The organism is Streptomyces liliifuscus (assembly GCF_016598615.1).
Lineage (GTDB): Bacteria > Actinomycetota > Actinomycetes > Streptomycetales > Streptomycetaceae > Streptomyces > Streptomyces liliifuscus.
This window is the reverse complement of sequence record NZ_CP066831.1, coordinates 10,206,019-10,226,056: the sequence shown is the minus strand read 5'-3', so window position 1 is coordinate 10,226,056 and position 20,038 is coordinate 10,206,019. Positions and strand designations below refer to the sequence as shown.

Annotated in this window: 20 protein-coding genes and 1 pseudogene; 10 read left to right on the top strand and 11 right to left on the bottom strand. The window is 71.0% G+C overall.

Going from position 1 to position 20,038, the window contains the following annotated elements; all coding sequences use genetic code 11:
- The first annotated feature begins 33 nt into the window (after positions 1–33).
- From urtB to urtE, 4 genes are read left to right on the top strand one after another with little or no spacing between them, the layout of a single operon-like run.
- Positions 34–930, top strand: coding sequence for an urea ABC transporter permease subunit UrtB (urtB, locus tag JEQ17_RS44605; protein WP_200400638.1), 897 nt, complete (start codon positions 34–36; stop codon positions 928–930).
- Positions 927–2,054: an urea ABC transporter permease subunit UrtC gene (urtC, locus tag JEQ17_RS44600; protein ID WP_200400637.1), complete on the top strand. Its 1,128-nt coding sequence runs from the start codon at positions 927–929 to the stop codon at positions 2,052–2,054. The genes urtB and urtC overlap by 4 nt, the downstream gene beginning before the upstream one ends.
- Before the next feature lie 19 nt (positions 2,055–2,073).
- Positions 2,074–2,892: an urea ABC transporter ATP-binding protein UrtD gene (gene urtD / locus JEQ17_RS44595; protein ID WP_200400636.1), complete on the top strand. Its 819-nt coding sequence runs from the start codon at positions 2,074–2,076 to the stop codon at positions 2,890–2,892.
- 7 nt (positions 2,893–2,899) lie between these two features.
- Entirely contained in the window at positions 2,900–3,595 is a 696-nt protein-coding gene (gene urtE / locus JEQ17_RS44590) for an urea ABC transporter ATP-binding subunit UrtE (protein WP_200400635.1), read from the top strand.
- A 57-nt stretch (positions 3,596–3,652) separates the two neighbouring features.
- Here the strand turns inward: urtE and JEQ17_RS44585 are convergent, their stop codons facing one another.
- The 8 genes from JEQ17_RS44585 to JEQ17_RS50955 all read right to left on the bottom strand — a co-directional run bounded on the left by JEQ17_RS44585 (position 3,653) and on the right by JEQ17_RS50955 (position 10,743).
- On the bottom strand, positions 3,653–4,855 hold the full coding sequence (locus JEQ17_RS44585) for an RNA polymerase sigma factor (protein WP_200400634.1): 1,203 nt from the start codon (positions 4,853–4,855) through the stop codon (positions 3,653–3,655).
- A 68-nt stretch (positions 4,856–4,923) separates the two neighbouring features.
- On the bottom strand, positions 4,924–5,277 hold the full coding sequence (locus JEQ17_RS44580; protein ID WP_200400633.1) for a YciI family protein: 354 nt from the start codon (positions 5,275–5,277) through the stop codon (positions 4,924–4,926).
- Positions 5,278–5,369: 92 nt separating this feature from the next.
- The gene (locus tag JEQ17_RS44575) at positions 5,370–6,077 is read right to left on the bottom strand and encodes a nucleotidyltransferase domain-containing protein (RefSeq protein WP_234048603.1); all 708 of its coding nucleotides are present in this window, start codon (positions 6,075–6,077) and stop codon (positions 5,370–5,372) included.
- A gap of 160 nt (positions 6,078–6,237) precedes the next feature.
- Positions 6,238–7,383 (bottom strand): LLM class flavin-dependent oxidoreductase, encoded by a 1,146-nt coding sequence (locus JEQ17_RS44570; RefSeq protein WP_200400631.1) that lies wholly within the window; start codon positions 7,381–7,383, stop codon positions 6,238–6,240.
- 115 nt (positions 7,384–7,498) lie between these two features.
- On the bottom strand, positions 7,499–8,668 hold the full coding sequence (locus tag JEQ17_RS44565) for an SfnB family sulfur acquisition oxidoreductase (protein ID WP_200402042.1): 1,170 nt from the start codon (positions 8,666–8,668) through the stop codon (positions 7,499–7,501).
- Positions 8,669–8,757: 89 nt separating this feature from the next.
- Positions 8,758–9,312, bottom strand: coding sequence for an NADPH-dependent FMN reductase (ssuE, locus tag JEQ17_RS44560; RefSeq protein ID WP_200400630.1), 555 nt, complete (start codon positions 9,310–9,312; stop codon positions 8,758–8,760).
- 65 nt (positions 9,313–9,377) lie between these two features.
- Positions 9,378–10,514: a dimethylsulfone monooxygenase SfnG gene (gene sfnG / locus JEQ17_RS44555; protein ID WP_200400629.1), complete on the bottom strand. Its 1,137-nt coding sequence runs from the start codon at positions 10,512–10,514 to the stop codon at positions 9,378–9,380.
- Positions 10,515–10,665: 151 nt separating this feature from the next.
- Complete coding sequence (locus JEQ17_RS50955) at positions 10,666–10,743, bottom strand: putative leader peptide (RefSeq protein WP_353963659.1); 78 nt, start codon at positions 10,741–10,743, stop codon at positions 10,666–10,668.
- Between the two features lie 143 nt (positions 10,744–10,886).
- Between JEQ17_RS50955 and JEQ17_RS44550 the strand changes: the two genes are divergently transcribed.
- Positions 10,887–11,807, top strand: a complete 921-nt coding sequence (locus JEQ17_RS44550; protein WP_200400628.1) for a LysR family transcriptional regulator — start codon at positions 10,887–10,889, stop codon at positions 11,805–11,807.
- 48 nt (positions 11,808–11,855) lie between these two features.
- On the opposite strand, the gene JEQ17_RS44545 is transcribed toward JEQ17_RS44550, so the two are convergent.
- Positions 11,856–12,044, bottom strand: coding sequence for a hypothetical protein (locus tag JEQ17_RS44545; protein ID WP_200400627.1), 189 nt, complete (start codon positions 12,042–12,044; stop codon positions 11,856–11,858).
- A gap of 164 nt (positions 12,045–12,208) precedes the next feature.
- On the opposite strand from JEQ17_RS44545, the gene JEQ17_RS44540 reads away from it, so the two are divergent.
- Positions 12,209–13,738: an SDR family oxidoreductase gene (locus JEQ17_RS44540; protein ID WP_200400626.1), complete on the top strand. Its 1,530-nt coding sequence runs from the start codon at positions 12,209–12,211 to the stop codon at positions 13,736–13,738.
- A gap of 86 nt (positions 13,739–13,824) precedes the next feature.
- Positions 13,825–15,198, top strand: coding sequence for a cryptochrome/photolyase family protein (locus tag JEQ17_RS44535; RefSeq protein WP_200400625.1), 1,374 nt, complete (start codon positions 13,825–13,827; stop codon positions 15,196–15,198).
- Between the two features lie 71 nt (positions 15,199–15,269).
- Here JEQ17_RS44535 and JEQ17_RS44530 read toward each other — a convergent pair whose 3' ends face one another.
- Entirely contained in the window at positions 15,270–16,409 is a 1,140-nt protein-coding gene (locus JEQ17_RS44530) for a MerR family transcriptional regulator (protein ID WP_200400624.1), read from the bottom strand.
- A gap of 113 nt (positions 16,410–16,522) precedes the next feature.
- Between JEQ17_RS44530 and JEQ17_RS44525 the strand changes: the two are divergent.
- A pseudogene (locus tag JEQ17_RS44525) lies at positions 16,523–17,137 on the top strand (sigma-70 family RNA polymerase sigma factor); the annotation flags it as partial.
- 133 nt (positions 17,138–17,270) lie between these two features.
- Positions 17,271–17,711 (top strand): SPW repeat protein, encoded by a 441-nt coding sequence (locus tag JEQ17_RS44520; protein WP_200400623.1) that lies wholly within the window; start codon positions 17,271–17,273, stop codon positions 17,709–17,711.
- Positions 17,712–17,818: 107 nt separating this feature from the next.
- On the opposite strand, the gene JEQ17_RS44515 is transcribed toward JEQ17_RS44520, so the two are convergent.
- Positions 17,819–18,604, bottom strand: a complete 786-nt coding sequence (locus JEQ17_RS44515; protein ID WP_234048602.1) for an ArsR/SmtB family transcription factor — start codon at positions 18,602–18,604, stop codon at positions 17,819–17,821.
- 176 nt (positions 18,605–18,780) lie between these two features.
- Here JEQ17_RS44515 and JEQ17_RS44510 point away from each other — a divergent pair, with 176 nt between their 5' ends.
- Positions 18,781–20,016, top strand: coding sequence for an aminoglycoside phosphotransferase family protein (locus tag JEQ17_RS44510; RefSeq protein WP_234048601.1), 1,236 nt, complete (start codon positions 18,781–18,783; stop codon positions 20,014–20,016).
- Positions 20,017–20,038: the final 22 nt, after the last annotated feature.

Here is a 20,038-nt window from a genome sequence, read left to right as displayed (position 1 = left end):
CGGCCCCGCGTCCCGCCTCCCCGGAGCCGCCGTATGACCGTGATCCTCGGTCAGACCTTCACCGGCATCAGCATCGGTGCCGTCCTGCTGCTCATCGCGCTCGGTCTCTCGCTCACCTTCGGCCAGATGAACGTCATCAACATGGCCCACGGCGAGTTCATCATGGCCGGCGCCTACACCACGTACGTCCTCCAGAAGTCCATCTCCAGCGCGGGGCTCTCGCTGCTCGTCGCGCTGCCGGTCGCCTTCCTGGTCGCCGGAGCACTCGGTGCGCTCCTCGAATGGGTGCTCATCCGCCGTCTGTATCTGCGGCCGCTCGACACGCTGCTCGTCACCTGGGGTGTCTCGCTGATGCTCCAGCAGGCGGCCCGGGACATCTTCGGCGCGCCGAACGTGCAGACCCGCGCGCCCGACCTGCTCACCGGGAACATCACCGTCATCGGCGGCGACGATCCGCTGACCTTCGCCAACAGCCGCCTGTTCATTCTGGGGTTGGCGATCACAGCCGTGGTCGCGCTGTCGCTGACGCTGCGGCTGACTCCGCTCGGCCGCCGGATCCGCGGGGTCGTGCAGATCCGCGATCTCGCCGAGGTGTCCGGCATCTCCACCTCGCGGGTGGACCGGACCGCTTTCTTCCTCGGGTCCGGGCTCGCGGGTGTCGCGGGCGTCGCACTCACGCTGGTCGGTCCGATCGGTCCGACCATGGGCACCAACATCATCATCGACGCGTTCCTGGTGATCGTGGTCGGCGGCATCGGACAGCTCAAGGGGACGGTCATCGTCGCCTTCGTCCTAGGCGTCCTGCAGTCCGTTCTCGAGTACTCCACCACCGTCAGCGTCGCGAAGGTACTCGTCCTCGTGGCCATCGTCGCGTTCCTCCAGTGGCGGCCCCAGGGGCTGTACACGCTGCGTACGAGGAGTCTCGTATGACCCTGCTGCCCCTGCTCAAAGGCCGGTCGGCGCGCGCCTGGGCCGGATTCGCCGCTGCCGCGCTCGCCCTGTTCGCCGTGGCCCCGCTGGCCCTGTCGGACTTCCGGCTCGGGCTGCTCGCCAAGTACCTGTGCACCGCGATGGTCGCCGTCGGCATCTGCCTGGCCTGGGGCCGCGGCGGACTGCTCACACTCGGGCAGGGCGTGTTCTTCGGGCTCGGCGGCTACGCCATGGCGATGCATCTGAAGATCGCCGACGCGGGTCCGGGCAACCTTCCCGACTTCATGCAGCTGTACGGCACGGCCACCGAACTCCCTTGGTGGTGGCGGCCGTTCGAGAACCCGCTCTTCGCGCTCGCCGCGACCGTGCTGCTGCCGATGGCCGTCGCCGCGATCCTCGGTTCGTTCATCTTCCGCCGCCGGGTCAAGGGCGCATACTTCGCGATCCTCAGCCAGGCGCTCGCCGCGGCCTTCGCGATCTGGCTGATCGGCCAGCAGGCCACGACCGGCGGCACCAACGGACTCACCGACATCCAGGGCTTCTTCGGCTACGACCTCAACGACCCGGTCAACCAGCGGATGGTGTACTTCATCATCGCCGCCGCGCTGTTGCTGCTGATCGCCCTCGCCCGGCAGCTGATCCACAGCCGCTACGGCGAACTCCTCGTCGCCGTACGGGACTCCGAGGAGCGGGTGCGCTTCCTCGGCTACAACCCGGCGAACGTGAAGCTCGTCGCGTACGTCGTGGCGGCCGGCATGGCCGGACTCGCGGGCGCGCTGTTCGTGCCCGCGGTCGGCATCATCTCCCCGGCGATGATCGGCATCGTCCCTTCGATCGAGTTCGTCATCGGTGCCGCGGTCGGCGGCCGGGCCAGCCTGGTCGGCGCGGTACTCGGCGCGGTCGGGGTGGCCTGGGCGAAGACGGCTCTGTCGGAGGAGTTCCCGGCGGCCTGGACCTACTTCCAGGGGCTGCTGTTCATCGTGGCCCTGGCGTTCCTCCCTGGTGGCCTCGCCTCGCTGGTGGGGATCGTCCGGCGGCGCAGGTCCTCGCGCGCGACCGGCGGCACAGCCGGGGACGGGACCGGGGAAAAGACACCTGCCCTTCCTCTTGGAGAAGCAGCATGAGCGCTCTTGGAGACACAGCATGAGTGAACTCTCGGGCCTTGAGATACGCCGACTGCGGGTGTCCTTCGACGGGTTCACCGCCGTCGACGGAGTGGACCTCGACGTGCGGCCGGGCGATCTGCGCTTCCTGATCGGACCCAACGGCGCGGGCAAGACCACGCTCGTCGACGCCGTCACGGGCCTCGTGAAGGCCGAGGGCTCCGTGCTCTTCGGCGGGGCGGAACTGCTGGGGCGGAGCGTGCACACCATCGCCCGGTCGGGGATCGGCCGCACGTTCCAAACCGCCACCGTCTTCGAGGAGTTGACGGTCCTTCAGAACCTGGACATCGCGGCCGGTGCCGGACGAGGCATGCTGACGATGCTGCGGCGCCGCAAGGGCGTGCCGGAGCCCGTCGCGCGTGCCCTGGAGACGGTCGGGCTCGCGGAGCTGGCCGACTCCCCCGCCGGAACGCTCGCCCACGGGCAGAAGCAGTGGCTGGAGATCGGCATGCTCCTCGTGCAGGACGTACGACTGCTGCTGCTCGACGAGCCGGTCGCCGGGATGAGCCACGACGAACGGCAGGCCACGGGCGAGCTGTTGGAGCGCATCAGCGAGGAGCGGACCGTGGTCGTCATCGAGCACGACATGGACTTCATGCGTTCCTTCGCGCGCAGCGTCAGTGTGCTGCACGCGGGCAAAGTGCTGAGCGAGGGGACGGTGGCCGAGGTACAGGCCGACCCGAAGGTGCAGGAGGTGTACCTCGGGCACGCGGCGGTTGAGGGCGCCGAGTTGATTCTGCCCGAGGAGCCCGAGCCCGCGGGTGGCGCCGCCCCCAGTGCGGCCGTACAGGAGGCGTGACACCGATATGAAGCTGGAGATCGACGACATACGGGTCGGCTACCACCGCAGTCTCGTCCTGCACGGAGTCTCCGTGGAGGTGCCGGACGACGGTGTCGCCGCGGTGCTCGGGCACAACGGCGCGGGCAAGAGCACGCTGCTGCGGGCGGCCGTGGGGCTGCTCACCCCGTCGAGCGGTGCGATCCGTCTCGACGGCGAGGACATCGGCCGCCGCAAGCCTCACGAGCGCGTGGCGCGCGGCATGGCGTACGTGCCGCAGGGCCAGCAGGCCTTCCCACATCTCACGACGGCGGAGAACCTCCAGCTGGTCGCGGACGGCCGCAGGCGCGGCAGGGCGGCGATCGACGAGGCGCTCGACCTGTTCCCCGCGCTGAGGACTCTGTCGGGGCGGCGGGCGGGGCTGCTCTCCGGCGGCCAGCGGCAGCAACTGGCCATCGCCCGGGCCCTGGTGACGGAGCCTCGGATTCTCCTGCTCGACGAGCCGACCGAGGGCATCCAGCCCTCGGTCGTGGCCGAGATCGAGGAGACGATCCTCGCGCTGGCCGCCCGCGGCGGGCTCTCGGTGCTCCTCGTCGAACAGCACGTCGGCTTCGCGATGCGGGCGGCGCAGCGGTACTACGTCCTGGAGGCGGGCCGGGTCACGTCGTTCGGCGAGGGCGGGCAGGAGGCTGAGCGGTCGGTGCGGGAGGCGCTGAGCGTGTAGCGGTTCACTCCGGGTTCACGCCACCTGGAGCTCCCAGGTTCACTCCGCCCGGAGCTCTCAAGTCTGCTCCACCCGGAGTTCCGTCCTGCGGCGCTCCAGGTGGGCGCGCTCGGCCGGGTTCTCGGTGAGGGCGACGGCCGCCTCGTACGCCGCTGCCGCTTCCGTCGTCCGCCCGGTGCGCCGCAGCAGTTCGGCTCGTACGGCGTGGAAGGCGTGGTAGCCGTCGAGATCGAGGGCGTCGACGAGGGCGAGGGCCGTGCGCGGGCCCTCGGTCTCGGCGACCGCCACCGCGCGGTTGAGGGCGACGACCGGACTCGGGGCGAGAGCCATGAGCTGGTCGTAGAGCGCGAGAATCTGGCCCCAGTCGGTGGCGGCCGCGGTGGGCGCGTCGCTGTGGACGGCGTTGATCGCGGCCTGGATCTGGTAAGGGCCCGGCCGGTCCAGGCGCAGGCAGCGGCGCACCAGGGACTGACCCTCGGTGATCAGGTCACGGTCCCAGAGGTGGCGGTCCTGGTCGGAGAGGAGGACCAGGTCCCCGTCGGGGGTCTCCCGGGCCGGGCGGCGTGCCTCGATCAGGAGCATCAGCGCGAGCAGCCCGAGGACCTCCGGCTCGTCCGGCATCAGCTCGGCGAGGAGGCGGCCCAGGCGCACGGCCTCCGCGCGCAGGTCCTCCTTGCCGCCGTACCCCTCGTTGAAGACGAGGTAGACGACGGCCAGCACTCCCCTGACCCGTTCCGGGAGGTCGGCGTCACGCGGGACGCGGTACGGGATGCGGGCGTCGCGGATCTTGGCCTTGGCCCTGACCAGGCGCTGGGCCATGGTGGGCTCGGGTACGAGGAAGGCGCGCGCGATCTGTGGCGTGGTGAGCCCGCCGAGGAGTCGCAGGGTGAGGGCGACCTGGGCCTGGGTGGCGAGCGCGGGGTGGCAGCAGGTGAAGATCAGACGGAGCCGGTCGTCGCGCACGGGGCCCTCCTCGGGCGGTGCGTCGGGGGCGTACAGCTGGGCCGCCTCGGTGTGCCGGGCCTCTCGTGAGGACTCACGCCGCAGCCGGTCGACGGCCCGGTTGCGGGCGGTGGTGATGATCCACCCGGCCGGGCTCGGCGGGGTCCCCGCCTCCGGCCACTTCCGCACCGCCGTGGCGAACGCGTCCTGGACCGCTTCCTCGGCGAGGTCGATGTCGCCGAGGAAGCGGACGAGGACGGCGACCGCGCGGCCGTACTCCGCGCGGAAGACGGCCTCGATGCCGGCCTTCGCGGTCATCGGTCCTCAGCCCTCACTTCCCTGCCTTCATCCCTCACTCCCCTGCCCTCAGTGCTCACTCTTCTGCCTCAGCCCTCGGCCTCGCCCATGAAGGGGCGCACCTCGATGGGGAGCGTGGTCGCCACCGTCGCCTTACGGCCCCATTCGAGTGCCGCGTCGAGGTCGGGTGCCTTGATGAGACAGATCCCGCCGAGGTACTCCTTGCTCTCGGTGTAGGGCCCGTCGGTGATCAGTACGTCCCCCTTGTCGGCCCGCAGCACGGTGGCCGTCTCGGGCGCGTGCAGTCCCCCGGCGAACACCCAGGCACCGGCCTCCTTCAGCTCGGCGTGGAAGACCTCGAGGTTGTGCATGATCCCTTCCAGGACCTCGGGCTCGGGCGGCTCCCCCACCGGCTGCATCACGCTCAACAGGTAGTGCTTCATGACATGTCCTCCTTGGTGGTCTCTCACTGACTACACGAAGGGGGAACCGCCGGATCGACACACGCCACGACATCCACGGGAGATTTTTTCGGTCAGCGTCCCGGCGCAGCCGCCGGCGTGTAGTAGTGGGCGCGGACCCGGCGCAGCCATGCCTCGACGGGCGCCTCGTCGGGCTGTTCCGGCAGGGCGCTGGGGGTCTCGTCGAAGGCCGTCTCGTAGTGCTTGAGCAGGGGTAGCGCGGCCATGGCGTCGGCTGTCACCTGTTCGCCGAAGCGGTGGTACTCCTCCGGGTCCTCGACGCGGATGCTCAGGCTCCCGGTGGCGTACAGCTCGAATCCCTGGTGGCACAGGCGGCGCAGATGTCGGGCGTGCTTGGCCGTGCGCTTCCGGGTGTCCGCGGAGAACGAGCTGTCGCCACGGTCGTAGAGACGCTTGAACTGCTGGGTGGCGTAACCGAGATAGGCGTCACGGACGCGCTTCGCGGACAGCAACGTCGTACGGATGCCGATGAGTTCGTCGCCCAGCGGGGTGCGGACCTCGTACAACTCGTCGGGCAGCCACACCAGTTCGGTGACCGTCGGGTTGCCGCCCAGGGCGAGCCGGCACCACTTGGCCGCTTCATGGAGGGTGCTGTCGGGATTGGTCGTGACGTGGGACTGCTTCGGCGGGTGCAGGCCGTGGAGGTCCTCGGTGGGGGCGGCGAACATGCCGAGGCGGTCCACGTCCGAGCCCGCGTGGGCCAGGCCGTAGGCGGTGGAACCGACGATGCCGGACAGCAGGATGTTGTTCTTGGCGGTCACGGCCGTCGCCCCTCTCCCCCGCCGCCTCGCTGCCTTGTGCGAGCTGGGCGGCTCACACAAGGTCATCACCCGGGAGGTGGCCGCGTACAGCGATTTTCCGAGGGCGCGGGGGGTGCGGCGTTCCGGAGGGCCACCGGGTGACGAGTGCGCCCCCGGATCCTCAGCTCGCGAACGGCACCTGTGCCGCGGGGGCAGGCCGCTCGGCGAAGGGGTGCCGCCACAGGCCCTGTGCGGCGAGCCGGGGCAGGACGCCCTCGCCGAACCAGTACGCCTCCTCCAGGTGCGGATAGCCGGACAGGACGAACTCCTCGATGCCGATGGCCTGGTACTCCTTGATCCGTTCGGCGACCTCGTCGTGGCTGCCGACCAGGGCGGTGCCCGCGCCGCCGCGCACGAGGCCGATGCCGGCCCAGAGGTTGGGGTGGATCTCCAGGCCGTCGCGGTTGCCGCCGCCGTGCAGGGCGAGCATCCGCTGCTGGCCCTCGGACTCGCTGCGGGCGAGACCGGCCTGTACGGACTTCACGGTCTCCGGGTCGAATCCGGCCAGCAGCCGGTCCGCCTCCGCCCAGGCCTGCTCGGAGGTGTCGCGGGTGATGACGTGCAGCCGGATGCCGAACCGGACGCTGCGGCCCTCCTTCTCCGCCAGCGCGCGGACCCACGCGATCTTCTCGGCGACCTGCGCGGGCGGTTCGCCCCAGGTGAGGTACACGTCCACGTGTTTGGCCGCGACCTCGCCCGCGATGGGCGAGGATCCGCCGAAGTACACCTCGGGGACCGGGTCGGGCACGCGGGCGAGGCGGGCGTCCTCGACCTGGAGGAACTCGCCTGACAGGTCGACGGTCCTGCCCTCCCACAGGTCCCGGACGATCTGCAGGAACTCGCCGGTACGGCGGTAGCGGGCGTCCTTGTCGAGGAAGTCGCCGTAGGCGCGCTGCTCGTGGCTCTCGCCGCCGGTGACGACGTTGAGGAGGAGCCGTCCGCCGGACTGGCGCTGGAAGGTGGACGCCATCTGCGCGGCGAGCGTCGGCGAGACGAAGCCCGGCCGGAACGCCACCAGGAACTTCAGCCGCTCGGTGTTCTGGCTGACCATCGCGGTGGTCAGCCAGGCGTCCTCGCACCAGGCGCCGGTGGGCGTGAGCGCTCCGACGAAGCCGAGGTCCTCGGCGGCGCGGGCGATCTGGCTGAGATAGGCGACCGTCGGCGGCCGGTCCCGGCCGGACACCGTGGCCGGGGTGCCGTGGCCGCCGCCGACGACATGGCGGCTGTCGCCGTTGGTGGGCAGGAACCAGTGGAAGGTGAGGGACACGGGTCCGTTCTCCGATCGGGGGGTGTGGGGTGGTGCGGGGGGCGCTTTCCGGGTCTCGGAGGAGTCCGCTCCCAGAGGGGTCCGGCCCGAAGTCCGGTCCGGGAGAAGTCCGGTCTCAGAGGAGTCCGTGCCGTGGCGGCGGCGTGCCGTTCAGTACGTACCGGCCGATGTGCTGGATCTTCCAGCGGGCCGGGTCGTGCAGTGTGTGGGTGCGGGCGTCGCGCCAATGCCGGTGCAGATTGAGGGAGTTGAGGGCGGACCGGGTGCCGGACACCTCGAAGAGCGCGCCCGACACCTCGACGGCGGTGCTCGCGGCGTGCGCCTTCGCGGCGGCCACGGCGATGGACGCCTCGGCGGCCGAGGCATCCGTGAGGTGGGCGCGGGCCGTGTCGACCGCCCGGGCCGCCGCGCCGAGCAGCGCCTCGGTGGCCCGCACCTGAACGGCCAGCTCTCCGAAGCGCTGGACGAGCAGTGGATCCTCGGCGGCGGTCTCGACACCGCTCTCGAACCACGGGCGGCTCTTCGTGCGAACGAACTCCGCGGCCTCGGCGAGTGCGCCCGCCGCGATCCCGGCATCGATGGCGGCGTGCAGCAACTGGGCCACCGCGCCGTGGAGTTGGGGACCCTGGAAGGTGAGATGGTGCGGGAGGACCCGGTCGGCGGGCACGGGCACGGCGTCGAGCCTGACGGTGCCGCTGGCGGTGGTGCGCTGGCCCATGCCGTCCCAGTCGTCGACGACCGTGAGTCCCTCGGCGTCCCGGGGTACGTACGCCACGTGCAGATTGTCGTCCTCGGCTCGGGCGAGCACCGGAATCCAGTCGGCGAAGAGGGCACCCGTGGAGTAGTGCTTGACCCCGGTGAGGACGTACGAACCGTCCGGGGCCGGCTCCAGTCGGGTGCGGATGTCCTGGACGTGCTTCGTGCCCGCCTCCGACTGGGCGTTGCCGAAGCGGCGCCCCGCCAGCACCTCGCCGAAGAAGAACGCCCGCTGTTCCGGGGTCCCCTGACGGCGGATCACATTGACGTAGACGAAGTGGCTCTGCGGGATCTGGGCGAGGCTGGCGTCGGCCGAGGCGAGGAGCCGGAAGATCTCGGCGAGGGTCTCCTGGCGTACGTCGGCGCCACCGTGCTCGGCGGGCACGGTGACGGCGAGCAGACCGGAGTCGGAGAGCCTGTCCAACTCCTCGCGGGGGAGCCCGCGTTCGGCGTCCCGCCGGGAGGCCCCGGCCCGGAACTCGTCGGCCAGCGCGGCGGCGACGGCCAAGGCCTCGGCATCGTCGGCGATGAGCTTGGCGGCGCCGCGTACGGAAGCCTGTGAGCCGCCGCGTACGGAGGTCCGTGGGGACGCCTGGTCGGAGGCCTGGGCGGACACGGTCAGCCCGCCGCGGCCAGGATCGGCGTACGGCCCAGCGCCTCGGAGAACTGGTCGAGCACCTGGGTCAGCGCCTCGGCGGCCGCGGGCGCCACCGTGAGTCCGCCGTCCTCGCCCACCGCGATGTCCTTGTCGAGGGTGAACCAGCCCTGGACGATGTGCCGGGCGCCCATGGAGCTGAGCACCGGCCGCAGGGCGTAGTCGATGGCCAGCACATGTGCGGTGGTGCCACCGGTGGCCAGGGGCAGCACGGTCTTGCCGGTGAGGGCGTACTGCGGGAGCAGGTCGAGCAGCGCCTTGAGGACGCCCGAGTAGGCGGCCTTGTAGACGGGGGTGCCGATGACGATGCCGTCGGCGCGGTCGAAGAGCGCGGTGGCCTCGACGATCGCAGGATGCCTGAAGTCGGCGCCGAGCAGGGCCTCGGCGGGGATCGTACGGACGTCGAGCGGGACCACCTCGTGGCCCTGAGCGGTCAGCCGGTTGTCCAGGTGGCGCAGGAGTCGATTGGTGCGGGAGGAGGCGGAGGGGCTGCCGGAGACGGACAGGACGGTGGCCATGGGTCCTCTTTCGGGACGAGAGGCGCCTCGGTGCGGGAGGCGCCCCGGAGTGAGGGAGCGGTCGGTCACGCGTGGACGGGGGCGGACTCGGGCTCGCTGTCCGGGAGTTGGGCTTCCAGTTCGCGTACGAGGGGGAGCACGCGGCGGCCGAAGTACTCGACCTCCTCGTGGTAGTGGAGGAAGCCGAGGAGCAGGAGGTCGACGCCGAGGCGCTTGTAGGCGACGATCCGCTCGGCGATCTGCTCCGGGGTGCCGATCAGCCCCGTACGGAAGCCGTCGTTGTACTGGACGAGGTCCTCGAAGGAGGAGTCCTGCCACATGCCCTTGCCGTCCGCGGCGGACTGTCCCGCCTGCTTCACTGCGGCGCCGAATCCCTCGACGGCCTCGCGGTCGGCGTGGGCGACGATCTCGCGGAGGGTCTCGCGGGCCTCGGCCTCGGTGTCGCGGGCGATCAGGAAGCCGTTGAGGCCGAACTTCGGTGCCGTACGGCCGACTTGGGCCGCCGACGCCCGTACGTCCGCGAGCTGTTCGACGACCCCGTCGAAGTCCTTGCCGTTGGAGAAGTACCAGTCGGAGACCCGGCCGGCCATCGCGCGGGCGGCGGTGGAGTTGCCGCCCTGGAAGATCTCCGGGTGCGGGCGCCCGACGGTGTTGAGGGGCTTGGGCTTGAGGGAGAAGTCGCGCAACCGGTAGAAGTCACCTGCGAGTTCGGTGTGGTCCTCGGTCCAGATCTGGCGCAGGGCCCGGATGAACTCCTCGGAGCGGCGGTAGCGCTCGTCGTGCTCCAGCCAGGGCTCGCCGAGTGCGGTGAACTCGCCCTTGAACCAGCCGGAGACGACGTTGACGGCGAAGCGGCCGTTCGACAAGTGGTCGGCGGTGGCGCCGAGTTTGGCGAGGACGCCCGGGTGCCACAGGCCCGGGTGGACGGCGGCGATGACCTTCAGACGCTGGGTGGCGAGCAGCAGGGCGAGGCTGAAGCTGGTCGACTCGTGCTGGAACTCGGCGCCGTAGCTGGCCATGTAGCGGACCTGGCTGAGGGCGTAGTCGAAGCCGTTGTTCTCGGCGAGGACGGCGAGTTCGCGGTTGTACTCGTAGCCCCAGTCGGTGCGCTGTTCGATCTTGCTGGTGACCAGGCCGCCGCTGACATTGGGCACCCAGTAGGCGAAGCGGACGGGGTCTGCGGACGGGTTTTCGGCAGGCATGCGGAACTCCTGTTGCGGGGAATTCAGGCAGGCCGAATTCGGCGAGTGGCGGTGCGTTGCCGAATTCGGGCGGCGGAAAGCGACTCACGGCTTTACGGCAGCCATGGGCGTCGGAAGAAGAGGGGGTGAGAGGCGCAGCGGATCCGGTGGATCAGGCCGCGGAGCAACAGGCGGCGCTGGAGACACGCGCAAGGTCGACATGGCGTCGCCGCGTGAGGTCCAGTCGCATCATCATGTTCTCGATCGTGGCAGCCGTCGGTCGGGACCGTCAAGGAATACCCGATCGGTCTCGCATCGCGGACCGGCGAATTTCACGAAGGCGTGACAGGGCAGCCCTTGAACAGGACGGTGCGCGCATCGCATTCTGCTGGGGTGCGAATAGAGCAGCTGGAATACATCACGGCGGTCACCCGGCTGGGTTCGCTGCGCCGGGCCGCCGAGGAACTGCATCTGTCCCAGCCCGCGTTGAGCGAGACCGTCCGGAATCTGGAGCGTGAACTCGGGGTCGATCTCCTGGAGCGCAAGAGGTCCGGCGCGAAGATGAGCGCGGAGGGGCGGGAGCTGCTGCCGCACATCATCAACGTCCTCGACGCGGTGGACCGGCTCCGGGGTGCCGCGGGCGAGCAGCACCGCATCAGCCGCATGGTGCGCGTCGGCACGGTGAACGCGGCGACGGTGCCGCTGCTCATTCCGGCCGTACGGGAGTTCCGCGCCACGCATCCGGCGACGCAGGTGGAGGTCGTCGGCGCCCAGCAGTCGGAGATCCACCGGACTCTGCTGGAGGGTGGCTTCGACCTCGGTCTGGTGAACCACCTGGAGGGGGACGACGTGGCCGCCGACTTCGACTCCACGGAGCTGCTGCGCGGGCGGCCGGTGGTGTGCGTACGGCCGGACAGCCCGCTCGCGTCGCTCCCGGTCGTCTCGGTGTCCGATCTGCTCGCCGAACCGCTCATCGCGATGCGCTCCGGCTATGTGATGCACCGTTACGTCCACCGGCTGCTGGGCGACCGTGAGCCGTCCTTCTCCTACTCCACCGACGGCGCGGAGATGGGCAAGCTGATGGTGGCGGAAGGGCTGGGGGCCACGGTGCTGCCCGACTTCAGCGTGATCGACGATCCGCTGGAACGGCAGGGCTCGATCGTCTGCCGTCCGCTGGCCGACGACTCGACGCGGGTTCTGTTGATGCTGCAGCGGCGCAGGGCGGACTCGGTGCCGCGGGCCGCCCACGATCTGCACGAGGCCTTCGTGGCCCGGGCGGCGGCACTCGGGGGAACGGTGACCGGCCGGCCGTGACGCGGCGCCGGCCGGGCTCGCCCCGAGGGGACGCCCGGCCGTGCGGGATCAGTCCTCGTCGCGCGCCGGGACCACCACGAGGAAGGCGTCCGACTTCAGGTCCATCACGACCGCCGCGGGCTGCCCCTCGGCGCGACGCCGTGCCGCGTACTCCTCCGCGGGCCACGATCCGCGCGGGGCTCCCGCGGGAAACCGCTCCAGCACCTTCGCGCCCATGACGGCAGCCACCTCCAGCATCGACCAACGAGTCTCTTCCTGGACTTCGTCTGCCCCCGATCTGCGCGGACATGTGCCAAGGCCCACGACCCGGATGGCCGCAGTGGCCCGGTCGGCGCATCCAAAGGGGCCTTCACCAGGGAAGTGATCAGCAGGGGGACACCGACACGGAAGGCTGAGAACTCATGAGCGGTGACGTCTCCGAAGGCGGGCTGCGGTGCCTGGTGACGGGCGCGACGGGATACATCGGCGGCCGGCTCGTCCCGGAGCTCCTCGCCGCCGGCCACCGGGTGCGCTGCATGGCCCGCTCCCCCGGCGCCCTCCGCGACCACGAGTGGGCGGGTGACGTCGAGGTAGTGCGCGGGGACGTCACCGACCCCGAGTCCGTCGCCGGAGCGATGCGGGACATCGACGTCGCGTACTACCTGGTGCACGCGCTCGGCACGGGCAAGGGCTTCGAGGAGACCGACCGCAGAGCGGCCCGCACCTTCGGGGAACGGGCCCGCGCGGCGGGCGTGCGCCGGATCGTCTATCTGGGCGGGCTCACCCCCGCCGGAGTGCCGGAGAAGGAACTGTCGCCGCATCTGCGTTCCCGGGCCGAGGTCGGCCGGGTCCTGCTGGACTCCGGGGTGCCGACGACCGTGCTGCGCGCGGCGGTCATCATCGGTTCGGGTTCGGCGTCCTTCGAGATGCTGCGCTATCTCACCGAGCGACTGCCGGTGATGGTCACCCCCAGCTGGGTCCATACGCGGATCCAGCCCATCGCGGTACGGGACGTGCTGCGCACGCTGGTGGGCGCCGCGCGGATGCCGGACGACGTCGGCCGGGCGTTCGACATCGGCGGCCCGGAGATCCTGACGTACCGCGAGATGATGGTCAGATACGCGGCTGTCGCGGGCCTGCCCCGAAGGCTGATCGTGCCGGTACCGGTGCTGACGCCCCGGCTCTCCAGCCACTGGGTCGGACTGGTCACGCCCGTACCGAACTCCATCGCGCGCCCGCTCACCGAGTCGCTGCGCCACGAGGTCGTCTGCCACGAACACGACATCGCCCGGTATGTGCCCGACCAGCCCGGCGGGCCGATCGGCTTCGAGGAGTCGGTGCGGCTGGCCCTGCGACGCGTCCGGGAGGCCAGGGTCACCACGCGCTGGTCGTCCGCCTCGGTGCCGGGCGCCCCGAGCGACCCGCTGCCCACCGACCCCGACTGGTCGGGCGGCAGCCTCTACACGGACCGGCGCGGGCTGACGGTCGACGCCCCGCCCGAGGCCCTGTGGCGGGTGATCGAGGGCATCGGCGGTGACAACGGCTGGTACTCCTTCCCTCTCGCCTGGGCCGTGCGCGGTTGGCTGGACCGGCTGGTCGGCGGGGTGGGCCTGCGCCGAGGGCGCCGCGACGCGGCACGACTGCGGGTCGGCGACTCGCTCGACTTCTGGCGCGTCGAGGAGATCGAGCGAGGACACCTGCTGCGGCTGCGCGCCGAGATGCGGCTGCCGGGTCTCGCGTGGCTGGAGATGTACGTCGACACGGACGAGCACGGTGGCGTCCGTTACCGCCAGCGCGCCCTGTTCCATCCCCACGGGCTGCTCGGCCACGCCTACTGGTGGAGCGTGTCGCCGTTCCACGCGGTCGTGTTCGGCGGCATGGCCCGCAACATCGCCCGTACCGCGGCCAGGACGGATCCCGCTCCGGCGCGGCTCGGCACGCCCGGTGGCTGATGCCCGATGGCGGACGCCCATCGTCCCTCTCTGTCCCTCACCCTCCCGTCTCATCCCCTCCCATCCCGTAATTCCGGAGTCATGTCATGAACGTCTCGGTCGTGCTGTTCACCTCCGACCTGCGACTGCACGATCATCCGCCGCTCCGAGCGGCGCTCGACGGATCCAGCGCGGTGGTGCCCCTGTTCGTCCGTGACCGGGCCGTCGACGAGGCCGGATTCGCCGCTCCCAACCGGCTGGCGTTCCTCGCCGACTGTCTGCGGGACCTCGACGCGGGACTGCGCGAGCGCGGCGGCCGCCTCGTGCTCCGGTCCGGCGATGTCGTCGACCAGGTGTGCAGGGTGGTCACGGAGACGGACGCCGACGATGTGCACATGGCGGCCGGTGCGAGCGCCTACGCCCACCGGCGCGAGGAGCGGCTGCGCATCGCCCTGGAGTCGGAGGGGCGCCGGCTGCACGTCCACGACACGGTGATCACGGCGCTGGCACCGGGGAGCGTGACCCCGGCCTCCTCGGACCACTTCGCCGTCTTCACGCCGTACTTCCGCCACTGGGCGCGCCAACATTTGCGTGATGTGCTCGGCGCACCCCGCAGCGTGCGCGTACCCGAGGACATCGGTTCGGAGGCCCTTCCTGGGCGCGGGGATCTGTCCGGGCTGTCGGAGGGGCTGGCCGCAGGCGGCGAGACGGAGGGCAGGAAGCGGCTGACGGCCTGGGTTCGGGGCGGGATCGGCTCGTACGAGGATCGCCACGACGACCTGCCCGGGGACGCCACCTCGCACCTCTCCCCGCACCTGCACTTCGGCACGCTGTCCCCCGTCGAGCTCGTCCACCGGGCGCGGAAGACGGGCGGGCCGGGCGCCGAGGCGTTCGTACGGCAGCTCGCGTGGCGGGACTTCCACCATCAGGTGCTTGCCGCACGGCCGGACACCGCGACGGCGGACTACCGCACCCGGCGCGATCTGTGGCGGTCCGAGACGTCGGCCGCGCAGGACATCGATGCCTGGAAGGAGGGGCGGACCGGCTATCCCGTCGTGGACGCGGCCATGCGCCAGCTGCGGTACGAGGGCTGGATGCACAACCGGGGACGCCTGCTGACCGCGAGCTTCCTCACGAAGACGCTGTACGTCGACTGGCGGGTCGGCGCCCGTCACTTCCTCGAACTGCTGGTGGACGGCGACATCGCCAACAACCAGCTCAACTGGCAGTGGGTGGCGGGAACCGGCACCGACACCCGGCCCAACCGGGTCCTCAATCCGGTCCTCCAGGGCAAGCGGTACGACCCGGACGGCACGTACGTCAGGCGCTGGGTGCCCGAACTCGAAGGGCTCGGCGGGGCGGCCGTGCACGAACCGTGGAAACTCAAGGGGCTCGACCGCGCCGCCTACGACTATCCCGGTCCGATCGTCGAACTCGCGGACGGACTGGCCCGTTTCAGACATGCTCGCGGGCGGGCCTGAGGATCCGCCGGTCCGCCAAACCGCCGACCTGCCAATCCGCCGGACCAGCAGCCCGCCAATCCGCCAGTCCGTCAGCCCGCCGGTCCCGGCACGCTGTTCTCGTAGCGGGCTGTGAGGACTGCCAGTGCGTCATACAGGCTCGGCGGCCGGAGCATGCCCTGCGCCGATCGCCCTGCCCATCCCGGGCCGCCCAGCACGAGCGTCGGATGTCTGCGGGCTCCCTTCACACCCCAGTGCGTGGCGGCCAGGTGGCGGGCCAGGGGGACGCTCGCCGTGGAGCGTGCCTGGGCCCACAGGACGACGGCCGAGGGCCCCAGGCGCCGTACCGCCGCGGTGAGCGCCTCCGCCGGCACGGCCGCGCCGAACATCCGGGTGGGCAGGCCGTGTTCGGCGAGTCCGGCGTTCAGCGCCTCCAGTGGCAGGGTGTGCTGCTCTCCGGGTACGCAGGCCAGGAGCACCGGCCCCGCGGCGGTCTCCGGCGTGCACGGTCGCGGGGACGGGGTGACCCGGCGGAGCGTGGTGGAGATGTGCCAGGACAGCAGGTGCTCGACCTCGACATACCGGTCGCCGGACGACTCCCATCTACGGCCGACGGCGTGCAACGTCGGAACCATCACGTCCTGCCAGGCCACCGTGAGGCCGTACCGCTCGACGGCCGAGGTCAACCTGCCGTCGACGGCAGGGGCGTCGAGCCGGACAGCGGCCCGGGCCAGTCCACGGCACTCCTTGCGGATGTCGCCGGGAAGCGGCAGGCCCGCCGTGGGTGGCCGGTCGTCGGCGGGTGTGAGCTCGTGGGCGGTCCGGTCGCGCGAAGGCGAGGGCGAGAGCAAGGACGAGCCGATCGTCTCCTTGACGGCCTTCTCTGCGGCGTCCCCCTCTTTCGGGGCTTTGCGAGTCGCCGCGTTGACGGCCCTCTCGTCGACAGCCCCCTGCATCGCGGCGCGGGCCGCCTCGGCGGGCGGGACTCCGGCTGAGGTCAGCCGGCACATCGCCTCCAGCATCGCGACGTCCCGGGTCGTCCAGCGGCGGTGGCGTCCGTCGGCGCGGACAGCGGGGCCCAGGCCGTAGCGGCGGTCCCACGAGCGCAGCGTGGTCGGCGACACCCCGAGCCGACGGGCCACTGTCCCGGTCGTCATGCCCGTACCGGCCGCCTCGACCGCTTCGGAAGAGGTGTCGTCCGGGCGGTTCCGCCCGCCCGTCGGCTCGTACATGGGCCGACTATACGACGCAGAATCGATGCGCATTGATCACCTCAGGGCCCGGCTCCGACGATGACCGCACCGGGGCAGCGACGTGAGGAGCCATGGTCATGACCGGACGTGCGATGCCCGAACCGCCGGTGGTCACGGCGGAGAGTGGCACCCCCTCATGGGTTCGTTCGAAGGAGTCGTTCGGCAACCAGGAGCCGCTCACCGACGAGGAGTTGGCCCGCGGTCTGGCCGACGGCGACGAGGCCACTCTGGCCGCCGTCCACCACAGGTGGTCCGCGCTGGTCCACACGCTCGCCTGGCGTGCGCTGGGTGACGCGAGGGAGGCCGAGGACATCACCCAGCAGGTCTTCCTGGGGGTCTGGCGCGGCCGTCACGGTTACCGGCCCGAACGCGGCGCGGTCGCGGCCTGGATCGTGGGCATCACCAGACACAGGATCGCCGACGCCCTGGCGGCCAGGACGCGCCACGCGGAGCTCGTCGCCCGGGCGGGATCCGTCCTGGTGCTCGGCGATCCCGCGGACGCACAACCCGAAGCGGTCCTGGACCGGATCCTGATCCGGCGGGAGATGGCGAGGCTGCCCTCGGCCCAGCAGCGTGTCCTGCGGCTGACGTTCTACGAGGACCTCACCCAGGCCCAGATCGCCCAGCGCACCGGCTGGCCGCTGGGGACGGTCAAGAGCCATGCCCGACGCGGGCTGTACCGGCTGCGTCGCTGTCTGCGTACGGACTACGCGACTCCTGCCTCCTCCGGCCCGCCCACCTCTACACATAAAGAAGAAATAAGAGCAGAATGTACATACGCGGCGTCTACCGCAAACCGCACAGTCGCGGTCAGGCCTGCAGAGACAAAGGAGTCGAGTCATGGCCAACGTCTCGAACACCAGAGGTGACATAGCCAGCCACCCTGATGTATCCGAAATGCGGGATCGCTACGCCCGCATGCTCGGTGGTCGCGATGTGGCGCTCGTGGACGGACCGGTGTTCCTGCTCGGTCTGTACTGCGCCACCTCCCCGTGGATACTCCACTACACGACCAGCCAGCCCGCACTCGTGACGCACAACCTCATCATGGGCATCGCGATAGGCGTCCTGGCCCTCGGATTCACCACCACCCCGACCCGGATGTACGGCCTGAGCTGGGCCATGTGCGCGATGGGTACGTGGATGATCATCTCGCCGTGGATCGTCGGCGAGAGCCCCGACGCGGGTGTCGTGCTCAACAACATCATCATCGGCGTTCTCGCCGTGGTGCTGGGGTTCATATGCGCGGCCACGTCCGCGAAGAACACATCACAGACGTAGCAGGACGTCTGCGCCGATGAGGACCGTCGGCCGGTCCGCGCGCCCACACCGCGGGCCGGCCGACGCATGTGCGACCGCCCGCCCCGCCGGCCCGGGGCCGGTCGGTGCTACGGCACCAGCCACGGCTCCTGCGGCAGCGGGCTGCCGGTCTCCAGGAGCGACTTCAGGTTGGCGAGGACGGCGGGCCAGCCGGCCGACACCTCCTTGACCGCGGTCTCGTCGGCCAGGTCCTCATGGGTGACGGTGAGCCGGACGATCCCGCCGTGCGGCCGGATGTCGTAGGTGACCCTGGAGTACTTGTCCTCCTGGCCCTCTTCCTCGGGCGCGGCCCAGGTGGCCACCAGCCGGGTGGGCCGCTCGCTCTCCACGACGGTGCCGACCACGTCGGCGATCCCCGACCCGTCGATGCGCCGGTGCTCCCACCGGGATCCTGGGCGCCAGTCCTCGGAGACGTTGCTGTGACCCCAGTACGAGGCCGTCAGGTCGGCGTCGGTGAGCGCGTCCCAGACCTTCTCGGGCGTGCTGGCGATGTAGGTGACGTACACGAATGTCGGCTTGTCGCTCATGTCTTCCTCGGCTCGTCGTTTGACCGCACTGAGCGCGCGCAGGCGCGGGCGCTCGAACTTGTCGATCCAGCGCTCCTGGATCTCGTGGAGCGGTACGGGGTTGAGGTAGTGCAGCTTTTCCCGCCCGCGCCGCACCGTGCTGACCAGGTTGGCCGCCTCCAGGACGGCCAGGTGCTGGGTGACCGACTGGCGGGTCATGTCGATGTGCTCGCACAGCTCTCCCAGCGTCTGTCCGCTGTGCTCGTGCAGCCTGTCGAGCAGCCGTCTGCGTGTCCCGTCGGCCAGGGCTTTGAAGACCTGGTCCGTCTCCGCGCCCCTACCCGGCACTGGTCCGCCCTCCGGCTCTGGTTCCTCGTCCGATCGCACACTCAACGTTATGCAGGCAATTACCTGCATGTCAATCGTACGACGGTGTCCGCCGCCCTGTCCGGTGCCGTCTGCCATCCGGGGTACCCCGGCGATATTCGCTGGCCGCGGGCGGGCGGCTCGCTCAGACTGTCGCGGTGAGCCGAACTTTCAGCGCGTGGGTGACGTCGGGTGAGGACTTTCTCGGCGCCGTCGGCCCCTTCTCCGTCGACGTACCGTGGTGGTCCGAGGTCGAGCCGGTCGTCCGGCGCCTGCAACAGGCGCTCGGGGTACGGGTGTTGGTGGTCCGCCTGCTGTCCGTGGACGGTGGGGAGGGCGGCCGTGACGGCCATGTGACGTACCACGTCGAGGCCCTGGACCGCCCGGGTGTGCTCCTCCAACTCCCGGCGGATCCCGGGATGTTGTACGGGCTCGACCCGCTGCGGGCGCCCTGGGCGCGGATCGACGGACTCCGGGAACTGCTCGACTGGTCGACACGCACGCTGGCCGGGGCGGGCCGGCCGGTGACCGGGCCGGTGGAACAGCGCCGCACATGGAACCTGGCCGGGCTCTTCCGGCTGCCGACCGACAGGGGTCCGGTCTGGCTCAAGGCCACTCCGCGCTTCGCCTCGGACGAGGCGCAGGTCATCGCCGCGTTCGCCCGCGTCGATCCGGGCCTGGTCCCGACCGTCCTGGGCTCGGCCGACGGGCGCCTCCTGATGGAACACATCCCCGGCGAGGACTGCTGGAAGGCCTCCGCGGACACCGCCGCCTCCGGAGTGCGGCGCTTCGTCGCGGCCCAGGCCGCCCTCGCCGTACGGCCGGAGGAACGGCCCGCGAGCCTGCCGGACCGTCGTACGTCCGTCTTCGCCGAGCGGGTACGGGAGTTGCTCGACGGCCCTGTCTCCGGCGGGCTGACCGCTCATGAGCTGGGCGTGGCACGGGAGTTGACGGACCGTTGGCGGCTGCTCGACGAGTGCGGGCTGCCTGACACGGTCGTGCACGGCGACTTCCATCCCGGCAACTGGCGCAGCGACGGCGGGCCGCCGGTGGTCGTCGACTTCGCCGACGCGCACTGGGGCAACCCGGTCCTGGACGCGCTCCGCGTGCACGCGTTCCTTCCCGAGGCCGTGCGAGCGGGAGCCGCCCGGGTCTGGGCGGACGCGTGGCTGGAGCAGGTGCCGGGCAGCGATCCGGCCCGCGCCCTGGCCGTCGCCGAGCCGCTCGCGCATCTCGCGTACGCGGTGCGGTACCAGGAGTTCCTGGACGGTATCGAGCCGTCGGAGCGGATCTACCACCAGGACGATCCCGTGTCGGTGATCCGCGAGGCCGTGCGCCGCGCGACCGCTCCCGACCAGGGGCTCGCCGATCTGGGGCGCTCCGTCGTGCGGTGAGCGACGCCCACGCGCCCTTGGC

Coding starts and splice junctions, on each gene's coding strand:
- urtB (WP_200400638.1), top strand. CDS start 34: ATGACCGTGATCCTCGGTCAGACCTTCACCGGCATCAGCATCGGTGCC.
- urtC (WP_200400637.1), top strand. CDS start 927: ATGACCCTGCTGCCCCTGCTCAAAGGCCGGTCGGCGCGCGCCTGGGCC.
- urtD (WP_200400636.1), top strand. CDS start 2,074: ATGAGTGAACTCTCGGGCCTTGAGATACGCCGACTGCGGGTGTCCTTC.
- urtE (WP_200400635.1), top strand. CDS start 2,900: ATGAAGCTGGAGATCGACGACATACGGGTCGGCTACCACCGCAGTCTC.
- JEQ17_RS44585 (WP_200400634.1), bottom strand. CDS start 4,855: ATGACCGCGAAGGCCGGCATCGAGGCCGTCTTCCGCGCGGAGTACGGC.
- JEQ17_RS44580 (WP_200400633.1), bottom strand. CDS start 5,277: ATGAAGCACTACCTGTTGAGCGTGATGCAGCCGGTGGGGGAGCCGCCC.
- ssuE (WP_200400630.1), bottom strand. CDS start 9,312: ATGGCCACCGTCCTGTCCGTCTCCGGCAGCCCCTCCGCCTCCTCCCGC.
- sfnG (WP_200400629.1), bottom strand. CDS start 10,514: ATGCCTGCCGAAAACCCGTCCGCAGACCCCGTCCGCTTCGCCTACTGG.
- JEQ17_RS50955 (WP_353963659.1), bottom strand. CDS start 10,743: ATGCGACTGGACCTCACGCGGCGACGCCATGTCGACCTTGCGCGTGTC.
- JEQ17_RS44545 (WP_200400627.1), bottom strand. CDS start 12,044: ATGCTGGAGGTGGCTGCCGTCATGGGCGCGAAGGTGCTGGAGCGGTTT.
- JEQ17_RS44540 (WP_200400626.1), top strand. CDS start 12,209: ATGAGCGGTGACGTCTCCGAAGGCGGGCTGCGGTGCCTGGTGACGGGC.
- JEQ17_RS44535 (WP_200400625.1), top strand. CDS start 13,825: ATGAACGTCTCGGTCGTGCTGTTCACCTCCGACCTGCGACTGCACGAT.
- JEQ17_RS44530 (WP_200400624.1), bottom strand. CDS start 16,409: ATGTACGAGCCGACGGGCGGGCGGAACCGCCCGGACGACACCTCTTCC.
- JEQ17_RS44520 (WP_200400623.1), top strand. CDS start 17,271: ATGGCCAACGTCTCGAACACCAGAGGTGACATAGCCAGCCACCCTGAT.